Origin of the sequence: Gilliamella sp. B3367, assembly GCF_026536825.1 — a bacterium.
In the GTDB taxonomy this organism is placed as follows: Bacteria; Pseudomonadota; Gammaproteobacteria; order Enterobacterales; family Orbaceae; genus Gilliamella; species Gilliamella apicola_E.
Genome location: NZ_JAFNNJ010000006.1, coordinates 111,880 through 128,398, shown reverse-complemented (window position 1 = coordinate 128,398; position 16,519 = coordinate 111,880). Strand labels below are relative to the sequence as shown.

Sequence of the window (16,519 nt, the reverse complement as noted above, 5' to 3'; positions counted from 1 at the left end):
AATGAAATTACCTATTTATATGGATTATGCAGCCACTACGCCTGTTGATCCAAGAGTAGCTGAAAAAATGATGCAGTATTTAACACCGGATGGTGTTTTTGGAAATCCCGCTTCACGTTCTCATAAATTTGGTTGGCAAGCAGAAGAAGCTGTTGACATAGCACGTAACCAAATTGCTGATTTGATTGGTGCAGATTCACGAGAAATTGTTTTTACATCAGGAGCGACAGAAGCAGATAACTTAGCCATTAAAGGTGCAGCACATTTCAATCAAGCTAAAGGTAAACACATTATTACCTGTAAAACTGAACATAAAGCCGTACTTGATACTTGTCGTCAATTAGAACGAGAAGGTTATGAAGTTACTTATTTAGCGCCAGAATCAGATGGCATACTTAACCTTGATAAATTAGCTGCGGCAATGCGTAGTGATACAACAGTGGTATCTATTATGCACGTTAATAATGAAACTGGCGTTATTCAAGATATCGAAAAAATTGGTGAGATGTGTCGTGAAAGAGGTATTGTATTTCATGTTGATGCAACCCAAAGTGTTGGTAAGTTGCCAATTGATCTGTCTAAATTAAAAGTCGATCTTATGTCATTTTCTGGACATAAAATCTATGGACCAAAAGGGATTGGTGGACTTTATGTTAGACGTAAACCTCGTGTGCGCATTGAAGCTCAAATGCATGGTGGAGGTCATGAACGCGGTATGCGCTCTGGTACATTACCAGTTCATCAAATTGTTGGTATGGGCGAAGCTTATCGCATAGCCAAAGAAGAAATGGCTACAGAAATGCCCCGCCTTTTGGCATTAAAAAACCGTTTATGGAATGGTTTAAAAGATATCGAAGAAGTCTACCTTAATGGTTCATTAGAACATAGTGTTCCTAATATCTTAAATGTAAGCTTTGCTTATATTGAAGGTGAATCACTTATGATGGCTTTAAAAGACTTAGCAGTATCATCAGGTTCTGCATGTACATCTGCAAGTTTAGAACCATCTTATGTATTGCGAGCATTAGGACTTAACGATGAACTTGCACATAGCTCAATTCGATTCTCACTTGGGCGATTTAGTACCGAAGAAGAAGTGGATTATGTTATTAAGTTAATTAAAGATTCTATCGGTAAATTAAGGGATCTTTCTCCACTTTGGGAAATGTTTAAAGATGGTGTTGATCTAACAAAAATTAAGTGGTCAGCCCATTAAAATTAGGAGCAAATTATGGCATACAGTGATAAAGTCGTCGATCATTATGAAAATCCCCGCAATGTTGGCTCTTTCGATCAAAATGATCCTAATGTCGGTAGTGGAATGGTTGGCGCCCCAGCGTGTGGCGATGTAATGCGATTACAAATCAAAGTTAATGATGATGGTATTATTGAAGATGCTAAATTCAAAACTTATGGTTGTGGTAGCGCCATTGCTTCAAGTTCATTAGTGACTGAATGGATCAAAGGTAAATCGTTAGATGAAGCTGAAGCGATTAAAAACACAGATATCGCTAAAGAACTTGCCTTGCCACCAGTTAAAATTCACTGTTCAATTTTAGCCGAAGACGCAATTAAAGCGGCAATTGATGATTATAAATCCAAAAAAGGACAACGTTGATGGCAATAACATTAACTAATAGTGCAGCCAATCGAGTTCAAGCTTTCTTAGCTAATAGAGGTAAAGGGGTTGGACTCAGATTAGGAGTGAGAACCTCTGGTTGCTCAGGCATGGCTTATGTCCTAGAATTTGCTGATGCTATTAATGACGATGATAGTGTATTTGAAGATAAAGATATCAAAGTTATCGTTGATAAAAAGAGCTTAGTTTATATTGATGGAACAGAGCTTGATTTTGTCAAAGAAGGCCTAAACGAAGGCTTTAAATTCAATAACCCTAATTCTAAGAATGAATGCGGTTGTGGCGAAAGCTTTAATGTTTAGTTGGGACATGAATTTTGACTAATTATTTTGAATTATTTCAATTACCGATTAAATTGCCAATTGATAATGGCCAGTTAACGGTCAACTATCAACAGTTACAACGGCAATATCATCCTGATAATTTCGCTCAGGTAGCTGATAATGAAAAAGTGGCAATTATTCAGAAGTCGGCAATGATTAATGATGGCTATCAAACATTAAAAAATCCGATAAAAGCGGCTGAATATTTGTTATCTTTGCAGGGATTTGATGTCGCTACAGAACAGAATATTATTCACGATGCTGATTTTTTAATGGAACAATTCAGTTTGCGAGAAAAATTGGATGATATTGAAAGCCAAAATAATCTTGATCTTTTAGATAATTTTTATTCGGAAATTTCAGAACGAAAAAAACAAGTCTATCAGCAATTATTGGATTATATTTCGAAACAAGATTGGCAAACCGCACTTAATCAAATCTATAAAATCCGTTATTTGGCTAGGTTGATTGAACAAATCGAAAAGTTACAAGAAAAGCAATTTGCTTTATAATTTAAGATTAAGTCACACATCAATTAGAGATAGATCAAATGGTATTATTACAAATTAGTGAACCAGGGCAAACACCAGAACCTCACCAGCGTCGTGTAGCAATTGGTATCGATCTTGGAACAACTAATTCCTTAGTCGCAACAGTTCGTAGCGGACAATCCGAAGTATTGCCTGATTTAGAAGGCGATGCCTTATTGCCTTCAGTTGTGCATTATGGTGTTGATCATGATGATAATACTATTATAACTGTCGGAAAAAATGCTAAAACTAATGCGGCAAGTGATCCATTAAATACTGTTAGTTCTATAAAACGTTTAATGGGAAGAAGCTTATCTGATATTGATATTTCGCGTTTTCCTTATACGTTCTCCCAAACTGATAATGGTGTTCCTTTATTAAATTTACCTAATCAACAAGTTAATCCCGTACAAGTTTCATCTGAAATTTTGATTGCTTTAGCTGAACGTGCTAAGCAGAGTTTAGCAAGTGAAATTGATGGGGCGGTAATAACCGTACCGGCTTATTTTGATGATGCGCAAAGACAAGCAACTAAAGATGCAGCTAAATTAGCTGGGCTGCATGTTTTAAGATTATTGAATGAACCAACCGCTGCCGCGATTGCTTATGGTTTAGATTCAGGCAAAGAAGGGGTGATTGCTGTTTATGATTTAGGTGGTGGTACGTTTGATATTTCTATCTTGCGCTTACATAAAGGGGTATTTGAAGTTTTAGCAACGGGGGGCGATTCTGCGCTTGGCGGTGATGATTTTGACCGACTACTTGCAGATTATTTAAAAAGACAAATCGGTTTAGAAAATAACACTGATCCCCATATCAACCAAAAAATTATTGATGAAGCGGTTAAAATCAAAATTGCACTAAGCCAGAAAGATTCTGTTTTAGTCAACATAGAAGGTCAATCTTTAACTATAACGCGTGAGCAATTTGAAACGCTAATTGAACCTTTAGTCAAACGAACGTTGGCGGTTTGTCGTCGAGCATTAAAAGATGCTCAAATTAATGTTGAAGAAGTTAGTGAAGTTGTGATGGTCGGTGGTTCAACACGAGTGCCATTAGTAAGACAATTGGTTGGTCATTATTTTGAAACCGAACCTTTAACTTCAATAGATCCAGATAAAGTTGTTGCCATTGGTGCAGCAATACAGGCGGATATACTGGTTGGCAATAAGCCTGATTCGGATATGTTATTGCTTGACGTGATTCCTTTATCATTAGGCATTGAAACGATGGGAGATTTAGTGGAAAAAATCATCCCTCGTAATAGCACAATACCGTGTGCGAGAGCACAAGAATTTACCACATTTAAAGATGGCCAAACGGCTATGATGATTCATGTTTTACAAGGTGAACGAGAAAGTGTTAATGATTGTCGATCATTAGCAAAATTTACTTTAAGGGGCATTCCTCCTATGCCAGCAGGTGGAGCTCATATTCGAGTTACCTTTCAAGTTGACGCTGATGGCCTATTAAGTGTCACTGCAATGGAAAAATCGACAGGAGTTGAGGCAGCAATTCAAGTTAAACCATCTTATGGACTGACAGAAAATGAAATTGCGACCATGATTCAAGATTCAATCAATTATGCAAATCAAGATAAACAAATAAGAATGCTTGCAGAGCAGAAAGTGGAAGCAGCACGAGTTCTTGAAACATTGCAAAGTGCTTTAGATAAAGATGCCGATTTATTAGATGAAGAGGAACTTAACCTCATATTACAGGCTAAAAATCAATTACAGCAAGCGACTGGATCTGATGATTATTATTTGATTGAGCAAGAAATTAAACATGTTGATAATGCAACGCAAACTTTTGCAGCAAAACGCATGAATAGATCAATACGCCATGCCTTAACCGGGCATAGCGTTGATGATATTTAACCAATGAGATTATTATGCCAAAAATTACCTTTTTACCAAATGCTGATCTTTGTCCTGAAGGAAAAACTGTTGAGGCAGAAGAAGGCGAATCTATTTTAGAAGTTGCTTTGCGCAATGACATTGAAATTGAACATGCTTGTGAGATGTCTTGTGCTTGTTCAACTTGCCACTGTATAGTTCGAAAAGGATTTGATTCACTTGAAGAGAGTGATGAACAAGAAGATGACATGCTCGATAAAGCTTGGGGCGTTGAGCCTCATAGTCGTTTAAGTTGTCAAGCTCGAGTGACCGACGAAGATCTTGAAGTCGAAATTCCAAGATATAGCCTAAATCACGCTAAAGAAGATCATTAATTAGTCGCCTTTATGGCGACGTGATTTCCTCAAAAACCCCGCTCCTCAACTTTTTTAATTGTGATAGTTATCACATTTTATCAATCTAGTTTATTTGTTTGCTTTTAACCTTTTCATAATTCTGCTATTGTCAAAGACTAAACATGTGCTTAAAAATAGACAGGTGTTTATGAATAAAAGAGAAAAACAGATCCTCACGATTATTCGCAACGATCCTTTCATCCAACAGCATGTTATTGCTGATATGTTAGGCATTACCCGTTCTAGTGTGGCAGGTTATATTATGACGCTGACTCAAAAAGGCTATATAAAAGGAAAAGGGTATCTTTTATCGGAGAATAATCATGTTGTTGTCGTTGGTTCATGTAATATGGATGTGACCGGCTATTCAAATAAGCAATTAGTTTATGAAGATTCCAATCCCGGTAAAATTCGTTGTACACCTGGCGGTGTGGGGCGAAATATTGCTGAAAATTTAGCGCTATTAGGGCTTGATACCTACCTTGTTTCAATGATAGGTGATGATTTTTATGGTGCGCAACTTATCGAACATACTCGAAAGTCAGGCGTTAATATGGATCATTGCCATGTGATAAAAGGGGATCGTACTTCGACCTATCTTTCTTTACTTGATCAGTCAGGTGAAATGGTGATAGCTATTAATGATATGGATATTATTAATAAGTTAAACCCAAGTTTATTAAATGAATCAAAACAGTTAATTCAACATGCTAAATTACTGGTTATTGACTGTAATTTGCAACAAGAAGCTCTGACATGGCTGTTTAGTAATGCTGGTTCTATTCCGATTTTTGTTGATACTGTTTCAGCATTTAAATCCCATAAAATCAAAGATTGGTTATCATATATTCATACCTTAAAACCAAATCGTTTAGAGGCGGAAATTTTAAGTGGAATAAAAATCGAAACCAATGATGATATTCCTAAAGTAGTTGACTGGTTCCATCAGCAAGGTGTACAGCGAATTGCGATTAGTGCTGGTGCTGATGGTGTTTACTATAGTGAAATCGATGGTGATCGTGGTTGGTCCGCGCCAATTCCTACCGACATTGTTAGCGTAACTGGTGCTGGTGATGCGATGCTGGCTGGGCTTGTACAAGGTTATTTGGATGGACTGAGTTTTTATCAAAGTGTGAAATTTGGTCAAGCCTGTTCATCATTAACATTATCATCAGAATTTACTAATAATCCTAATTTATCAATTAATTGTGTTCAAAATATTTTGGAGTCCCTTTCATGAACAATATGTCTAAGTATAATCAATATCTTGATATTTCGCCTGAAGTCAAACGAGCGCTTGAAAATAATCAACCTGTCGTTGCTTTAGAATCTACTATTATTTCACATGGTATGCCTTATCCACAAAATGTGGAAACAGCATTAAAAGTGGAAGAAATAGTCAGAAAAAATGGCGCAATTCCTGCAACGATTGCGGTAATTAATGGTCGTTTAAAAGCGGGATTATCCAAAGAAGAGATCACCATTCTTGGTAAAGAAGGGTTAAATGTAACAAAAGTGAGTCGTCGTGATTTACCTGTTGTTGTTGCCAATAAACAAAATGGTGCGACAACGGTTGCAGCTACAATGATTATTGCTGAATTAGCTGGTATTCGAGTTTTTGCAACCGGCGGGCTTGGTGGTGTTCATCGAGGTGCTGAGCATACCTTTGATATTTCAGCCGACCTTCAAGAACTCGCTAATACCAATGTTGCGGTAGTCTGTGCTGGGGCGAAATCAATTTTAGATTTAGGTTTAACGATGGAATATCTTGAAACATTTGGTGTACCTGTGGTTGGTTATCAAACAGAAAAACTGCCATCGTTCTTTAGCCGAACTAGTCCGTTTGATGTTAGCGTAAAACTAGATAGCGCTAAACAGATTGCTGACATGATTAAAGTAAAATGGGATTTAGGTTTAAATGGTGGAGTTGTGGTTGCAAATCCTATCCCGACACAATATGCAATGGATGAAGCGTTAATTACGGCAGCAATTGAAAAAGCATTAAAAGAATCAGTTGAGCAAGGAATTAAAGGTAAAGAGACTACCCCATTCTTGTTAGCGAAGGTGGTTGAGTTAACTGGTGGTGATAGCTTAGAAGCAAATATCAATCTTGTTTTTAATAATGCAAAATTAGCATCTGAAATCGCGATGAGTTATTGCAATATTAAATAAAAAAGATGTATTGAGGCGCATTTTGATAGTCAGACTTGAGTGACTGATAGCGACATAAATATGTCAAAAAACCCCGTTCCTCAACTTTTTTGATAGCTATTAATGATCATATTTTCTCTATCTGTATGATAATTAATACTTGATGTTGATTAACTAACGGGGTATAATCCCGCCACTTTGTTTATTGTCTTTATGTAAGCAAATGAGTAAAAAGATATAATCTTTATGTAAAAATATTGAATTATATCAACAATATTCCCGATTTGGGAATTACGAAAAAGAACGGATTACACTCTCCTGTCAATCGAAACAGGGCAAGAGGAGTAATCTTTTGTTATAACTTTTAAATAGTGGAGCTCTGGTCTCATGTCGAACCAAAGAATCCGTATTCGGTTAAAAGCGTTTGATCATCGTTTGATTGATCAATCAACTGCTGAAATTGTAGAAACTGCGAAGCGCACAGGCGCACAAGTTCGTGGTCCTATTCCATTACCGACACGCAAAGAACGTTTCACCGTATTGATTTCTCCGCACGTAAATAAAGATGCGCGTGATCAATATGAGATTCGTACTCACAAACGTCTAGTTGATATCGTTGAGCCAACTGAAAAAACAGTTGATGCTTTAATGCGTCTAGACCTTGCTGCCGGTGTTGATGTGCAGATCAGTTTAGGTTAATCCTAAGCTGAATGATTGAGAGGTCTAAACAATGATTGGTTTAATCGGTCGTAAAGTAGGAATGACACGAATCTTCACCGAAGAGGGTGTTTCTATTCCTGTCACCGTAGTTGAAGTTCAAAGCAACCGCGTTACTCAAGTTAAAACGCTTGAGAATGATGGTTATCAAGCTATTCAGGTTACTACTGGCAGCAAAAAAGCAAGCCGTGTAAACAAACCTGAAGCAGGTCATTTCGCTAAGGCTGGCGTTGAAGCTGGTCGTGGTCTATGGGAATTTCGTTTTGAAGAAGGCGAATATACTGTAGGTCAAAGCATTAACGTTGATATTTTTACAGACGTTAAAAAAGTTGATGTTACTGGAACATCTAAAGGTAAAGGTTTTGCTGGCGTAACTAAACGTTGGAATTTCCGTACTCAAGATGCAACACATGGTAACTCTTTGGCACACCGTGGTCATGGCTCTATTGGTCAAAACCAAACTCCAGGTAAAGTGTTCAAAGGTCGTAAAATGGCAGGTCACCTAGGTAATGAACGTGTAACTGTTCAAAACTTAGATATTGTGCGTGTTGATGCAGAACGTAACCTTTTATTAATTAAAGGTGCAGTACCAGGCGCAATCAATAGTGACGTAATTGTTAAACCGGCAATCAAGGCTTAACGTCGAGGAGATAGAGATGGAATTAGTAGTAAAAGACGCGCAAGCGCTTTCTGTTTCCGAAACTACCTTCGGACGTGAGTTTAATGAAGCGTTAGTTCACCAAGTAGTTGTTGCTTATGCATCTGCTGCTCGTCAAGGCTCTCGCGCACAAAAAACTCGTGCAGAAATCGCTGGTTCAGGCAAAAAACCATGGCGTCAAAAAGGCACTGGTCGTGCTCGTTCAGGTTCTATTAAGAGCCCAATCTGGCGTAGTGGTGGTGTAACATTTGCAGCAAAACCACAAGATCATAGCCAAAAAGTTAACCGTAAAATGTATCGTGGTGCATTAAAGAGTATTTTCTCTGAATTAGTGCGTCAAGAACGTTTAATCGTGGTTGAAACATTTACTGTTGAAGCACCTAAGACTAAATTATTAACTCAGAAATTAAATGATATGAACTTAAATGATGTTCTAATCATTACCTCTGAAGTTGATGAAAATCTTTTCTTAGCAGCACGTAACTTATATAAAGTTGATGTGCGTGATGTGGCAGGTATTGATCCAGTTAGTTTGATTGCATTTGACAAAGTGGTTATCACTGTTGATGCCGTTAAACAAGTAGAGGAGATGTTAGCATGATTCGTGAAGAGCGTCTGCTTAAAGTCCTGCGAGCACCACATGTTTCTGAAAAAGCATCTATTTCAATGGAAAAAACAAATACATTAGTATTGAAAGTTGCTAAAGATGCTACTAAGAGAGAGATTAAAGCCGCAGTTGAACAACTATTTGAAGTTAAAGTAGATGACGTAAATACTCTTGTTGTTAAAGGCAAAGTAAAACGTCGTGGTCAACAAATCGGTCGCCGTAGCGACTGGAAAAAAGCTTACGTTACTTTAGCAGAAGGTCAAAACTTAGACCTTGCTGGCGTCGCTGAGTAATTCGGAGGAGTAAGAACAATGGCAGTTGTTAAGTGTAAACCTACATCTCCGGGTCGTCGCCACGTTGTTAAAGTGGTTAACCCAGAGTTGCATAAAGGTAAGCCTTATGCACCGTTGCTTGATTCAAAAAGCAAAACTGGTGGTCGCAATAATAATGGTCGTATCACTACCCGTCATATCGGTGGTGGTCATAAACAACATTATCGTATTGTCGACTTTAAGCGTAATAAAGATGGTATTCCAGCAGTTGTTGAACGTTTGGAATATGATCCGAACCGTAGTGCAAATATTGCATTGGTTCTATATAAAGACGGTGAACGTCGTTATATTTTAGCGCCTAAAGGCTTAAAAGCAGGTGATCAGATCCAATCTGGTGTTGATGCATCAATTAAAACAGGTAACTGTTTACCGATGCGCAATATTCCAGTCGGTTCTACCGTGCATAATATTGAAATGAAACCAGGTAAAGGCGGACAACTTGCTCGCTCTGCTGGTAGTTATGTTCAAATCGTTGCTCGTGATGGTGCTTATGTAACATTACGTCTACGTTCAGGTGAAATGCGTAAAGTATTATCTGATTGCCGCGCCACTATTGGTGAAGTGGGTAATTCAGAACATATGCTTCGCGTATTAGGCAAAGCGGGTGCTTCGCGTTGGCGTGGTGTTCGTCCTACTGTTCGTGGTACAGCAATGAACCCGGTAGACCATCCACATGGTGGTGGTGAAGGTCGTAACTTTGGTAAACATCCTGTGTCTCCATGGGGTCAAAAAGCCAAAGGATTGAAAACGCGTAGCAACAAACGTACTGATAAGTATATTGTTCGCCGTCGCAATAAGAAATAATTAATATAGAGGATTAGCTATGCCACGTTCTCTCAAGAAGGGTCCTTTTATTGACCTACACTTGCTGAAGAAGGTAGAGAAAGCGGTGGAAAGCGGGGACAAGAAACCAATTCGTACTTGGTCCCGTCGTTCAACGATCTTTCCTAACATGATCGGTTTGACCATCGCTGTCCATAATGGTCGTCAGCACGTTCCAGTTTATGTTTCCGACGAAATGGTTGGTCATAAATTGGGTGAATTCGCGCCGACTCGTACTTATCGCGGCCACGCTGCGGATAAGAAAGCTAAGAAGAAATAAGTAGGAGAAAGAGATGGAAACAATTGCAAAGTACCGCCACGCTCGTTCTTCTGCACAAAAAGTTCGCTTAGTTGCAGATCTTGTTCGCGGTAAAAAAGTGTCTCAGGCACTTGATATTTTAACGTACACCAATAAAAAAGCGGCTGTACTGGTTAAAAAAGTATTAGAGTCTGCTATTGCTAATGCAGAGCATAACGATGGTGCTGATATTGATGATCTGAAAGTTGCGAAAATTTTCGTAGACGAAGGCCCAACCATGAAGCGTATTATGCCTCGTGCAAAAGGTCGTGCAGATCGAATTTTGAAGCGTACGAGTCACATCACCGTGATCGTCTCTGATCGCTAGGCTGGAGAATAGCAATGGGTCAAAAAGTAAATCCAAATGGTATCCGACTAGGCATCGTCAAGCCTTGGACATCTACATGGTATTCGGGTACAAAGACATTCGCTGATAATTTAGAAAGTGATTTTAGAGTGCGTGAATTCTTAAATAAAGAATTAGCACAAGCATCTATCTCTAAAATTGTGATCGACCGTTCAGCAGAAACTAACGTTCGCATTACTATTCACACTGCTCGTCCAGGTATTGTGATTGGTAAAAAAGGTGAGGACGTTGAAAAATTACGTAATGCCGTAGCTTCTATTGTCAATAAATACAAAGACAAAAGAGAGAAACGTGATGTTGCAGTACAAATTAATATTGCTGAAGTTCGTAAACCAGAACTTGACGCTAAATTAGTTGCTGACAGTATTACCTCTCAGTTAGAACGCCGTGTTATGTTCCGTCGTGCTATGAAACGTGCGGTTCAAAACGCAATGAAAGCGGGTGCTAAAGGTATCAAAGTTGAAGTAAGTGGTCGTTTAGGCGGCGCTGAAATCGCTCGTAGTGAATGGTATCGTGAAGGTCGTGTGCCTCTACATACTCTACGTGCTGATATCGATTATGGTACATCTGAAGCATTAACTACCTATGGTATTATTGGTGTTAAAGTGTGGATCTTCAAAGGTGAGATCCTTGGTGGTATGGCTGCCGTTGAACAAGCAGAAAAACAACCTGCTGCTCAACCGAAAAAGCAGCGCAAAGGCCGAAAACAATAAGGAGCGTCGCTGATGTTACAACCAAAGCGTACAAAATTCCGTAAAGTGCACAAGGGCCGCAATCGTGGTCTTGCTGTAAGTACTGACGTTAGTTTCGGTACATTCGGTCTTAAGGCTGTGGGTCGTGGTCGTTTGACTGCGCGCCAGATCGAAGCGGCACGTCGTGCAATGACTCGTGCAGTTAAGCGTCAAGGTAAAATCTGGATTCGAGTTTTCCCTGATAAACCAATTACTGAAAAACCACTTGAAGTGCGTATGGGTAAAGGTAAGGGTAACGTTGAATACTGGGTTGCTCAGATTCAACCAGGTAAAGTCCTTTATGAAATGGACGGTGTACCGGAAGAAGTTGCTCGTGAAGCATTTGCGTTGGCAGCTGCAAAACTGCCAATTAAAACCACCTTTGTGATTAAGACGGTGATGTAAATGAAAGCAAAAGAGCTACGCGAAAAAAGCGTTGAAGAGTTAAATACTGAACTTCTTAATTTATTACGTGAGCAATTTAACTTACGTATGCAATTAGCTGGGGGTCAGTTAACACAAACTCATATGTTAAAACAAGTGCGTCGTAATATTGCACGAGTTAAAACGTTATTAACTGAGAAGGCGGGTGCGTAATATGACTACTGAAGTAAAAATTCGTACTCAGCAAGGTCGTGTTATTAGCGACAAAATGGATAAATCTATTACTGTAGCTATTGAACGTAAAGTGAAGCATCCGTTATATGGTAAGTTCATTAAACGTACGACTAAATTGCATGTACATGATGAAAACAACGAGTGTGGTATTGGTGATACTGTTGAAATTAAAGAGTGTCGTCCATTATCAAAAACCAAATCTTGGACTCTTGTTCGAATCGTTGAAAAAGCAGTTAGTTAATCTTTTTTGATTAAAAACTGTACATAATTTAATAAACGGCTCATCGGCCGTTTATTTTATGCTATCCATTTTATTTGAGTGGTGTTATACTATGCGCCCTCACATATGTGGGTTTTTGGTTGTCTATTCTTATCCATGGTAGTTGAGGTGGATGAAGGTAGATTAGACAATAATTAATTTATACGGAGCATTAAAATGATCCAAGAACAGACTAGGCTCGATGTTGCTGATAACTCTGGCGCACGTAGCGTAATGTGTATCAAGGTTCTCGGTGGATCGCATCGTCGTTATGCAGCTGTCGGTGATATCATCAAAGTTACCATTAAAGAAGCAATTCCACGTGGTAAAGTTAAAAAAGGTGATGTACTTAAAGCTGTCGTCGTGCGCACTAGAAAAGGTGTTCGTCGTCCTGATGGATCTGTCATTCGTTTCGATCGCAATGCTTGTGTTATTTTAAATAATAACAGTGAGCAACCGATTGGTACGCGTATTTTTGGACCGGTCACTCGTGAACTTCGTTCTGAGAAGTTTATGAAGATCATTTCATTAGCACCAGAAGTACTGTAAGGAGCGGGTAATGGCAGCTAAAATCCGTCGAGAAGATGAAGTTATCGTGTTAGCCGGTAAAGATAAAGGTAAACGCGGTAAAGTAAAAAGTGTTTTGTCTACTGGTAAAGTGATTGTTGAAGGTATCAATTTGGTGAAAAAACACCAAAAACCAGTACCTGCATTAAATCAAGAAGGTGGAATTGTTGAGAAAGAAGCGCCAATTAACGTTTCTAACGTAGCAATTTTTAACCAAGATACAGGCAAAGCAGATCGCGTAGGCTTTCGTTTTGAAGATGGAAAAAAAGTCCGTTTTTATAAGTCTACTAATAAATTAATCAATTAAGTAATTTGGAGTGTACGATGGCGAAACTGCATGATTACTACAAAGCACAGGTAGTAAATAAACTGCAAGAACAGTTTGGCTACAAATCTGTCATGCAAGTCCCTCGGATCGAAAAGATCACCTTGAATATGGGTGTGGGTGAAGCAATTACTGATAAGAAATTATTAGATAATGCGGTTGCTGATTTAGCAGCAATCAGTGGTCAAAAACCACTTGTCACTAAAGCACGCAAATCAGTTGCTGGTTTTAAAATCCGTCAAGGGTATCCTATTGGTTGTAAGGTCACTTTACGTGGCGAACGTATGTGGGAATTTTTTGAACGTCTAGTTTATATTGCTCTTCCTCGTACTCGAGATTTTCGTGGCTTAAGCGCAAAATCTTTCGATGGTCGTGGTAACTATAGCATGGGTGTTCGTGAACAAATCGTTTTCCCTGAAATCGATTATGATAAAGTTGATCGTGTTCGTGGTTTAGATATTACTATCACAACTACTGCACAATCTGATGAAGAAGGCCGAGCTTTATTATCTGCCTTTAACTTCCCATTTCGTAAGTAAGGTAGGGCATAATGGCTAAACAATCAATGATTGAACGCGATAAGAAACGCGTAAAGCTAGCAGAAAAATATTTTGCAAAGCGTCAAGAATTAAAAGCGATTATCTCTGATCTTAATGCATCAGATGAAGATCGTTGGAATGCAGTGCTTAAATTGCAAACGCTTCCTCGTGATTCTAGTCCATCACGTCAACGTCGTCGTTGTCGTCAAACCGGTCGTCCTCATGGCGTCCTTCGTAAATTTGGTTTAAGCCGTATTAAGGTTCGTGAGTCAGCCATGCGTGGTGAGATTCCTGGTCTTAAAAAGGCAAGTTGGTAATCAGGGGAGTGTTATAGATGAGCATGCAAGATCCTATAGCAGATATGTTGACCCGTATTCGTAACGGTCAAGCTGCGAATAAAGTTGCAGTCACCATGCCTTCCTCTAAGCTAAAAGTGGCAATTGCCAATGTGCTAAAAGAAGAAGGTTATATCGGGGACTATAAAGTAGTTGGTGACACTAAACCAGAATTGGAAATCACTTTAAAATATTTCCAAGGTAAGGCTGTTGTAGAAAGTATTAAACGTGTTAGCCGTCCAGGTTTACGTATTTATAAACGTAAAGATGAATTACCAAAAGTAATGGCTGGATTAGGTATTGCAGTTATTTCTACTTCTAAAGGTGTTATGACTGATCGTGCAGCACGCCAAGCTGGTCTTGGTGGTGAAATTATCTGCTACGTAGCGTAAGGGAGAAAAAAATGTCTCGTGTTGCAAAAGCACCTGTCGTTGTTCCTGCTGGCGTAGAGGTAAAACTCAATGGTCAGGTAATTACGATTAAAGGTAAAAATGGCGAGTTATCTCGCACAATAAATAATGCTGTTGTAATTAATCAAGAAGAAGGTCAAATTAAATTTGCACCTCGTGACGGCTTTGCTGATGCTTGGGCTCAAGCAGGTACAGCTCGTGCATTGATTAATGCAATGGTAATTGGTGTTACTGAAGGTTTTACTAAAAAACTTCAGCTAGTTGGTGTCGGTTATCGTGCACAAGTTAAAGGTAATGCAATTGGTTTATCTCTTGGATATTCACATCCAATTGAACATCAATTACCTAAAGGTGTAACAGCTGAGTGTCCTTCTCAAACTGAAATCGTACTAAAAAGTGCTGATAAACAGTTAATCGGACAAGTGGCAGCAGATATCCGTGCTTATCGTCGTCCTGAACCTTATAAAGGTAAAGGTGTTCGTTACGCAGATGAAGTTGTGCGTACTAAAGAAGCTAAGAAAAAGTAAGGTAACACTATGGATAAGAAATCAGCTCGTATCCGTCGTGCAACTAAAGCGCGTCGTAAGATGCATGAACTACTTGCAACTCGCTTAGTAGTTCACCGTACTCCGCGTCATATTTATGCGCAGATTATCGCACCAAACGGATCAGAAGTACTGGCAGCCGCTTCTACATTAGAAAAAGCTATCAGTGAAAGTTTAAAATACACTGGAAACAAAGATGCAGCAGCAGCAGTTGGTAAAGCAATTGCAGAGCGTGCATTAGCGAAAGATATCAAAGAAGTTTCTTTTGATCGTTCAGGTTTCCAATATCATGGTCGAGTTCAGGCGCTAGCAGATGCTGCTCGCGAAGCTGGCCTACAGTTCTAAGGTAGGAGTTAAAGATGTCAAACATCGAAAAACAAGCTGGTGAACTGCAGGAAAAATTAATCGCAGTTAACCGAGTCTCTAAAACCGTAAAAGGTGGTCGTATTTTTAGTTTTTCTGCACTAACTGTTGTTGGTGACGGTAATGGCCGCGTAGGTTTTGGATATGGTAAAGCACGTGAAGTGCCAGCAGCAATCCAAAAAGCAATGGAAAAAGCACGTCGCAATATGATCAATGTTGCGTTAAACAACGATACTTTACAGCATCCAGTTAAAGGTGCTCACACAGGTTCTCGTGTTTATATGCAACCAGCATCAGAAGGTACTGGTATTATCGCCGGTGGTGCGATGCGTGCTGTATTAGAAGTTGCTGGTGTTCGTAACGTTCTAGCTAAAGCATATGGTTCTACAAACCCAATTAACGTGGTTCGTGCAACGATTGATGGCTTAGAAAATATGAAATCTCCAGAAATGGTTGCTGCTAAGCGTGGTAAAACCGTCGAAGAAATTTTGGGGTAATTAGCCATGGCAAAGACAATTAAAATTACACAAACTCGTAGTTCTATTGGTCGTCTACCGAAGCATAAAGCAACGTTAGTTGGTTTAGGATTACGTCGTATTGGTCATACTGTTGAACGTGAAGATACACCTGCAATTCGCGGTATGGTAAACCAAGTTTATTACATGGTTAAAGTTGAGGAGTAATAGTAATGCGTTTAAATACTTTATCTCCTGCTGAAGGTTCAAAGCATGCACCTAAGCGCGTAGGCCGTGGAATCGGTTCAGGGCTTGGTAAAACTGGTACTCGTGGTATCAAAGGTCAAAAATCTCGTTCAGGTGGCGGCGTTCGTCGTGGCTTTGAAGGTGGTCAAATGCCTTTATATCGTCGTTTACCAAAATTTGGTTTTACCTCACGTAAAGCTATGGTAACAGCACAAGTTCGTCTTTCAGATTTAATGAAAGTTGAAGGTGATATTGTTGACCTAAATAGCTTAAAAGTTGCTAATGTGATTAATTCACAAATCGAATATGCAAAAATCATGTTATCTGGTGAAATTTCTAAACCAGTAACAGTTCGTGGTATTCGAGTAACTAAAGGTGCTAAAGCTGCAATTGAAGCTGCTGGCGGAAAAATTGAGGAATAATTAGAA

The 16,519-nt window shown here is 39.0% G+C and carries 29 protein-coding genes; all 29 read left to right on the top strand.

Annotated features, from left to right (window positions below; translation table 11 throughout):
- Window position 1: 1 nt before the first annotated feature.
- The 29 genes from J3U23_RS09750 (at window position 2) to rplO (ending at window position 16,513) form a co-directional block, all read left to right on the top strand.
- Complete coding sequence (locus tag J3U23_RS09750; protein ID WP_065734977.1) at window positions 2-1,216, top strand: IscS subfamily cysteine desulfurase; 1,215 nt, start codon at window positions 2-4, stop codon at window positions 1,214-1,216.
- Window positions 1,217-1,231: 15 nt separating this feature from the next.
- Window positions 1,232-1,618 carry a Fe-S cluster assembly scaffold IscU gene (iscU, locus tag J3U23_RS09745; protein WP_065562950.1) on the top strand — a complete coding sequence of 129 codons (387 nt, stop codon included), beginning with the start codon at window positions 1,232-1,234 and terminating at the stop codon, window positions 1,616-1,618.
- Window positions 1,618-1,941: an iron-sulfur cluster assembly protein IscA gene (iscA, locus tag J3U23_RS09740; protein ID WP_065562949.1), complete on the top strand. Its 324-nt coding sequence runs from the start codon at window positions 1,618-1,620 to the stop codon at window positions 1,939-1,941. The genes iscU and iscA overlap by 1 nt, the downstream gene beginning before the upstream one ends.
- Before the next feature lie 14 nt (window positions 1,942-1,955).
- Window positions 1,956-2,474, top strand: coding sequence for a Fe-S protein assembly co-chaperone HscB (hscB, locus tag J3U23_RS09735; RefSeq protein WP_065562948.1), 519 nt, complete (start codon window positions 1,956-1,958; stop codon window positions 2,472-2,474).
- A 38-nt stretch (window positions 2,475-2,512) separates the two neighbouring features.
- Complete coding sequence (gene hscA, locus J3U23_RS09730; RefSeq protein ID WP_267339131.1) at window positions 2,513-4,372, top strand: Fe-S protein assembly chaperone HscA; 1,860 nt, start codon at window positions 2,513-2,515, stop codon at window positions 4,370-4,372.
- 14 nt (window positions 4,373-4,386) lie between these two features.
- A complete protein-coding gene (fdx, locus tag J3U23_RS09725; protein ID WP_065562946.1) occupies window positions 4,387-4,725 on the top strand; it encodes an ISC system 2Fe-2S type ferredoxin in 339 nt (112 codons plus the stop codon).
- Window positions 4,726-4,894: 169 nt separating this feature from the next.
- Window positions 4,895-5,986, top strand: coding sequence for a PfkB family carbohydrate kinase (locus J3U23_RS09720; RefSeq protein ID WP_267339129.1), 1,092 nt, complete (start codon window positions 4,895-4,897; stop codon window positions 5,984-5,986).
- Window positions 5,983-6,918, top strand: coding sequence for a pseudouridine-5'-phosphate glycosidase (locus J3U23_RS09715; protein WP_267339128.1), 936 nt, complete (start codon window positions 5,983-5,985; stop codon window positions 6,916-6,918). The genes J3U23_RS09720 and J3U23_RS09715 overlap by 4 nt, the downstream gene beginning before the upstream one ends.
- 366 nt (window positions 6,919-7,284) lie before the next feature.
- Entirely contained in the window at window positions 7,285-7,596 is a 312-nt protein-coding gene (gene rpsJ / locus J3U23_RS09710; RefSeq protein ID WP_006120582.1) for a 30S ribosomal protein S10, read from the top strand.
- A gap of 31 nt (window positions 7,597-7,627) precedes the next feature.
- The gene (rplC, locus tag J3U23_RS09705) at window positions 7,628-8,254 is read left to right on the top strand and encodes a 50S ribosomal protein L3 (protein ID WP_034902384.1); all 627 of its coding nucleotides are present in this window, start codon (window positions 7,628-7,630) and stop codon (window positions 8,252-8,254) included.
- A gap of 16 nt (window positions 8,255-8,270) precedes the next feature.
- A complete protein-coding gene (rplD, locus tag J3U23_RS09700) occupies window positions 8,271-8,873 on the top strand; it encodes a 50S ribosomal protein L4 (RefSeq protein WP_065562944.1) in 603 nt (200 codons plus the stop codon).
- Window positions 8,870-9,172: a 50S ribosomal protein L23 gene (gene rplW, locus J3U23_RS09695; RefSeq protein WP_034885052.1), complete on the top strand. Its 303-nt coding sequence runs from the start codon at window positions 8,870-8,872 to the stop codon at window positions 9,170-9,172. Before rplD ends, rplW begins: the two co-directional genes overlap by 4 nt.
- An 18-nt stretch (window positions 9,173-9,190) precedes the next feature.
- Window positions 9,191-10,015, top strand: a complete 825-nt coding sequence (rplB, locus tag J3U23_RS09690; protein WP_065562943.1) for a 50S ribosomal protein L2 — start codon at window positions 9,191-9,193, stop codon at window positions 10,013-10,015.
- A 19-nt stretch (window positions 10,016-10,034) separates the two neighbouring features.
- Complete coding sequence (gene rpsS / locus J3U23_RS09685) at window positions 10,035-10,313, top strand: 30S ribosomal protein S19 (RefSeq protein ID WP_024496505.1); 279 nt, start codon at window positions 10,035-10,037, stop codon at window positions 10,311-10,313.
- A gap of 13 nt (window positions 10,314-10,326) precedes the next feature.
- Complete coding sequence (gene rplV, locus J3U23_RS09680; protein WP_034884235.1) at window positions 10,327-10,659, top strand: 50S ribosomal protein L22; 333 nt, start codon at window positions 10,327-10,329, stop codon at window positions 10,657-10,659.
- A gap of 14 nt (window positions 10,660-10,673) precedes the next feature.
- Entirely contained in the window at window positions 10,674-11,411 is a 738-nt protein-coding gene (gene rpsC, locus J3U23_RS09675; RefSeq protein WP_065562942.1) for a 30S ribosomal protein S3, read from the top strand.
- Between the two features lie 12 nt (window positions 11,412-11,423).
- A complete protein-coding gene (gene rplP / locus J3U23_RS09670; RefSeq protein WP_025314389.1) occupies window positions 11,424-11,834 on the top strand; it encodes a 50S ribosomal protein L16 in 411 nt (136 codons plus the stop codon).
- Window positions 11,835-12,026, top strand: coding sequence for a 50S ribosomal protein L29 (gene rpmC / locus J3U23_RS09665; protein ID WP_034902373.1), 192 nt, complete (start codon window positions 11,835-11,837; stop codon window positions 12,024-12,026).
- Window position 12,027: 1 nt separating this feature from the next.
- A complete protein-coding gene (gene rpsQ, locus J3U23_RS09660) occupies window positions 12,028-12,288 on the top strand; it encodes a 30S ribosomal protein S17 (RefSeq protein WP_025314391.1) in 261 nt (86 codons plus the stop codon).
- A gap of 195 nt (window positions 12,289-12,483) precedes the next feature.
- The gene (rplN, locus tag J3U23_RS09655) at window positions 12,484-12,855 is read left to right on the top strand and encodes a 50S ribosomal protein L14 (protein WP_025314392.1); all 372 of its coding nucleotides are present in this window, start codon (window positions 12,484-12,486) and stop codon (window positions 12,853-12,855) included.
- 10 nt (window positions 12,856-12,865) lie between these two features.
- Window positions 12,866-13,180 (top strand): 50S ribosomal protein L24, encoded by a 315-nt coding sequence (rplX, locus tag J3U23_RS09650; protein WP_034884230.1) that lies wholly within the window; start codon window positions 12,866-12,868, stop codon window positions 13,178-13,180.
- A gap of 17 nt (window positions 13,181-13,197) precedes the next feature.
- Window positions 13,198-13,737, top strand: coding sequence for a 50S ribosomal protein L5 (rplE, locus tag J3U23_RS09645; RefSeq protein ID WP_025314394.1), 540 nt, complete (start codon window positions 13,198-13,200; stop codon window positions 13,735-13,737).
- Between the two features lie 11 nt (window positions 13,738-13,748).
- A complete protein-coding gene (rpsN, locus tag J3U23_RS09640; protein WP_025314395.1) occupies window positions 13,749-14,054 on the top strand; it encodes a 30S ribosomal protein S14 in 306 nt (101 codons plus the stop codon).
- Window positions 14,055-14,071: 17 nt separating this feature from the next.
- The gene (rpsH, locus tag J3U23_RS09635) at window positions 14,072-14,464 is read left to right on the top strand and encodes a 30S ribosomal protein S8 (protein WP_034884228.1); all 393 of its coding nucleotides are present in this window, start codon (window positions 14,072-14,074) and stop codon (window positions 14,462-14,464) included.
- A gap of 11 nt (window positions 14,465-14,475) precedes the next feature.
- Entirely contained in the window at window positions 14,476-15,009 is a 534-nt protein-coding gene (rplF, locus tag J3U23_RS09630; protein WP_065562941.1) for a 50S ribosomal protein L6, read from the top strand.
- Between the two features lie 9 nt (window positions 15,010-15,018).
- On the top strand, window positions 15,019-15,372 hold the full coding sequence (gene rplR, locus J3U23_RS09625; RefSeq protein ID WP_025314398.1) for a 50S ribosomal protein L18: 354 nt from the start codon (window positions 15,019-15,021) through the stop codon (window positions 15,370-15,372).
- A 14-nt stretch (window positions 15,373-15,386) separates the two neighbouring features.
- Entirely contained in the window at window positions 15,387-15,887 is a 501-nt protein-coding gene (rpsE, locus tag J3U23_RS09620) for a 30S ribosomal protein S5 (RefSeq protein ID WP_025314399.1), read from the top strand.
- Between the two features lie 6 nt (window positions 15,888-15,893).
- Window positions 15,894-16,073, top strand: coding sequence for a 50S ribosomal protein L30 (rpmD, locus tag J3U23_RS09615; RefSeq protein ID WP_025314400.1), 180 nt, complete (start codon window positions 15,894-15,896; stop codon window positions 16,071-16,073).
- A 5-nt stretch (window positions 16,074-16,078) separates the two neighbouring features.
- The gene (rplO, locus tag J3U23_RS09610) at window positions 16,079-16,513 is read left to right on the top strand and encodes a 50S ribosomal protein L15 (RefSeq protein ID WP_065562940.1); all 435 of its coding nucleotides are present in this window, start codon (window positions 16,079-16,081) and stop codon (window positions 16,511-16,513) included.
- The last annotated feature ends 6 nt before the right edge of the window (window positions 16,514-16,519 follow it).

Bases quoted from the DNA above. Each gene is read 5' to 3' on its own strand.
- J3U23_RS09750 (WP_065734977.1), top strand. From the start codon at position 2: ATGAAATTACCTATTTATATGGATTATGCAGCCACTACGCCTGTTGAT.
- iscU (WP_065562950.1), top strand. From the start codon at position 1,232: ATGGCATACAGTGATAAAGTCGTCGATCATTATGAAAATCCCCGCAAT.
- iscA (WP_065562949.1), top strand. From the start codon at position 1,618: ATGGCAATAACATTAACTAATAGTGCAGCCAATCGAGTTCAAGCTTTC.
- hscA (WP_267339131.1), top strand. From the start codon at position 2,513: ATGGTATTATTACAAATTAGTGAACCAGGGCAAACACCAGAACCTCAC.
- fdx (WP_065562946.1), top strand. From the start codon at position 4,387: ATGCCAAAAATTACCTTTTTACCAAATGCTGATCTTTGTCCTGAAGGA.
- J3U23_RS09720 (WP_267339129.1), top strand. From the start codon at position 4,895: ATGAATAAAAGAGAAAAACAGATCCTCACGATTATTCGCAACGATCCT.
- J3U23_RS09715 (WP_267339128.1), top strand. From the start codon at position 5,983: ATGAACAATATGTCTAAGTATAATCAATATCTTGATATTTCGCCTGAA.
- rpsJ (WP_006120582.1), top strand. From the start codon at position 7,285: ATGTCGAACCAAAGAATCCGTATTCGGTTAAAAGCGTTTGATCATCGT.
- rplC (WP_034902384.1), top strand. From the start codon at position 7,628: ATGATTGGTTTAATCGGTCGTAAAGTAGGAATGACACGAATCTTCACC.
- rplD (WP_065562944.1), top strand. From the start codon at position 8,271: ATGGAATTAGTAGTAAAAGACGCGCAAGCGCTTTCTGTTTCCGAAACT.
- rplW (WP_034885052.1), top strand. From the start codon at position 8,870: ATGATTCGTGAAGAGCGTCTGCTTAAAGTCCTGCGAGCACCACATGTT.
- rplB (WP_065562943.1), top strand. From the start codon at position 9,191: ATGGCAGTTGTTAAGTGTAAACCTACATCTCCGGGTCGTCGCCACGTT.
- rpsS (WP_024496505.1), top strand. From the start codon at position 10,035: ATGCCACGTTCTCTCAAGAAGGGTCCTTTTATTGACCTACACTTGCTG.
- rplV (WP_034884235.1), top strand. From the start codon at position 10,327: ATGGAAACAATTGCAAAGTACCGCCACGCTCGTTCTTCTGCACAAAAA.
- rpsC (WP_065562942.1), top strand. From the start codon at position 10,674: ATGGGTCAAAAAGTAAATCCAAATGGTATCCGACTAGGCATCGTCAAG.
- rplP (WP_025314389.1), top strand. From the start codon at position 11,424: ATGTTACAACCAAAGCGTACAAAATTCCGTAAAGTGCACAAGGGCCGC.
- rpmC (WP_034902373.1), top strand. From the start codon at position 11,835: ATGAAAGCAAAAGAGCTACGCGAAAAAAGCGTTGAAGAGTTAAATACT.
- rpsQ (WP_025314391.1), top strand. From the start codon at position 12,028: ATGACTACTGAAGTAAAAATTCGTACTCAGCAAGGTCGTGTTATTAGC.
- rplN (WP_025314392.1), top strand. From the start codon at position 12,484: ATGATCCAAGAACAGACTAGGCTCGATGTTGCTGATAACTCTGGCGCA.
- rplX (WP_034884230.1), top strand. From the start codon at position 12,866: ATGGCAGCTAAAATCCGTCGAGAAGATGAAGTTATCGTGTTAGCCGGT.
- rplE (WP_025314394.1), top strand. From the start codon at position 13,198: ATGGCGAAACTGCATGATTACTACAAAGCACAGGTAGTAAATAAACTG.
- rpsN (WP_025314395.1), top strand. From the start codon at position 13,749: ATGGCTAAACAATCAATGATTGAACGCGATAAGAAACGCGTAAAGCTA.
- rpsH (WP_034884228.1), top strand. From the start codon at position 14,072: ATGAGCATGCAAGATCCTATAGCAGATATGTTGACCCGTATTCGTAAC.
- rplF (WP_065562941.1), top strand. From the start codon at position 14,476: ATGTCTCGTGTTGCAAAAGCACCTGTCGTTGTTCCTGCTGGCGTAGAG.
- rplR (WP_025314398.1), top strand. From the start codon at position 15,019: ATGGATAAGAAATCAGCTCGTATCCGTCGTGCAACTAAAGCGCGTCGT.
- rpsE (WP_025314399.1), top strand. From the start codon at position 15,387: ATGTCAAACATCGAAAAACAAGCTGGTGAACTGCAGGAAAAATTAATC.
- rpmD (WP_025314400.1), top strand. From the start codon at position 15,894: ATGGCAAAGACAATTAAAATTACACAAACTCGTAGTTCTATTGGTCGT.
- rplO (WP_065562940.1), top strand. From the start codon at position 16,079: ATGCGTTTAAATACTTTATCTCCTGCTGAAGGTTCAAAGCATGCACCT.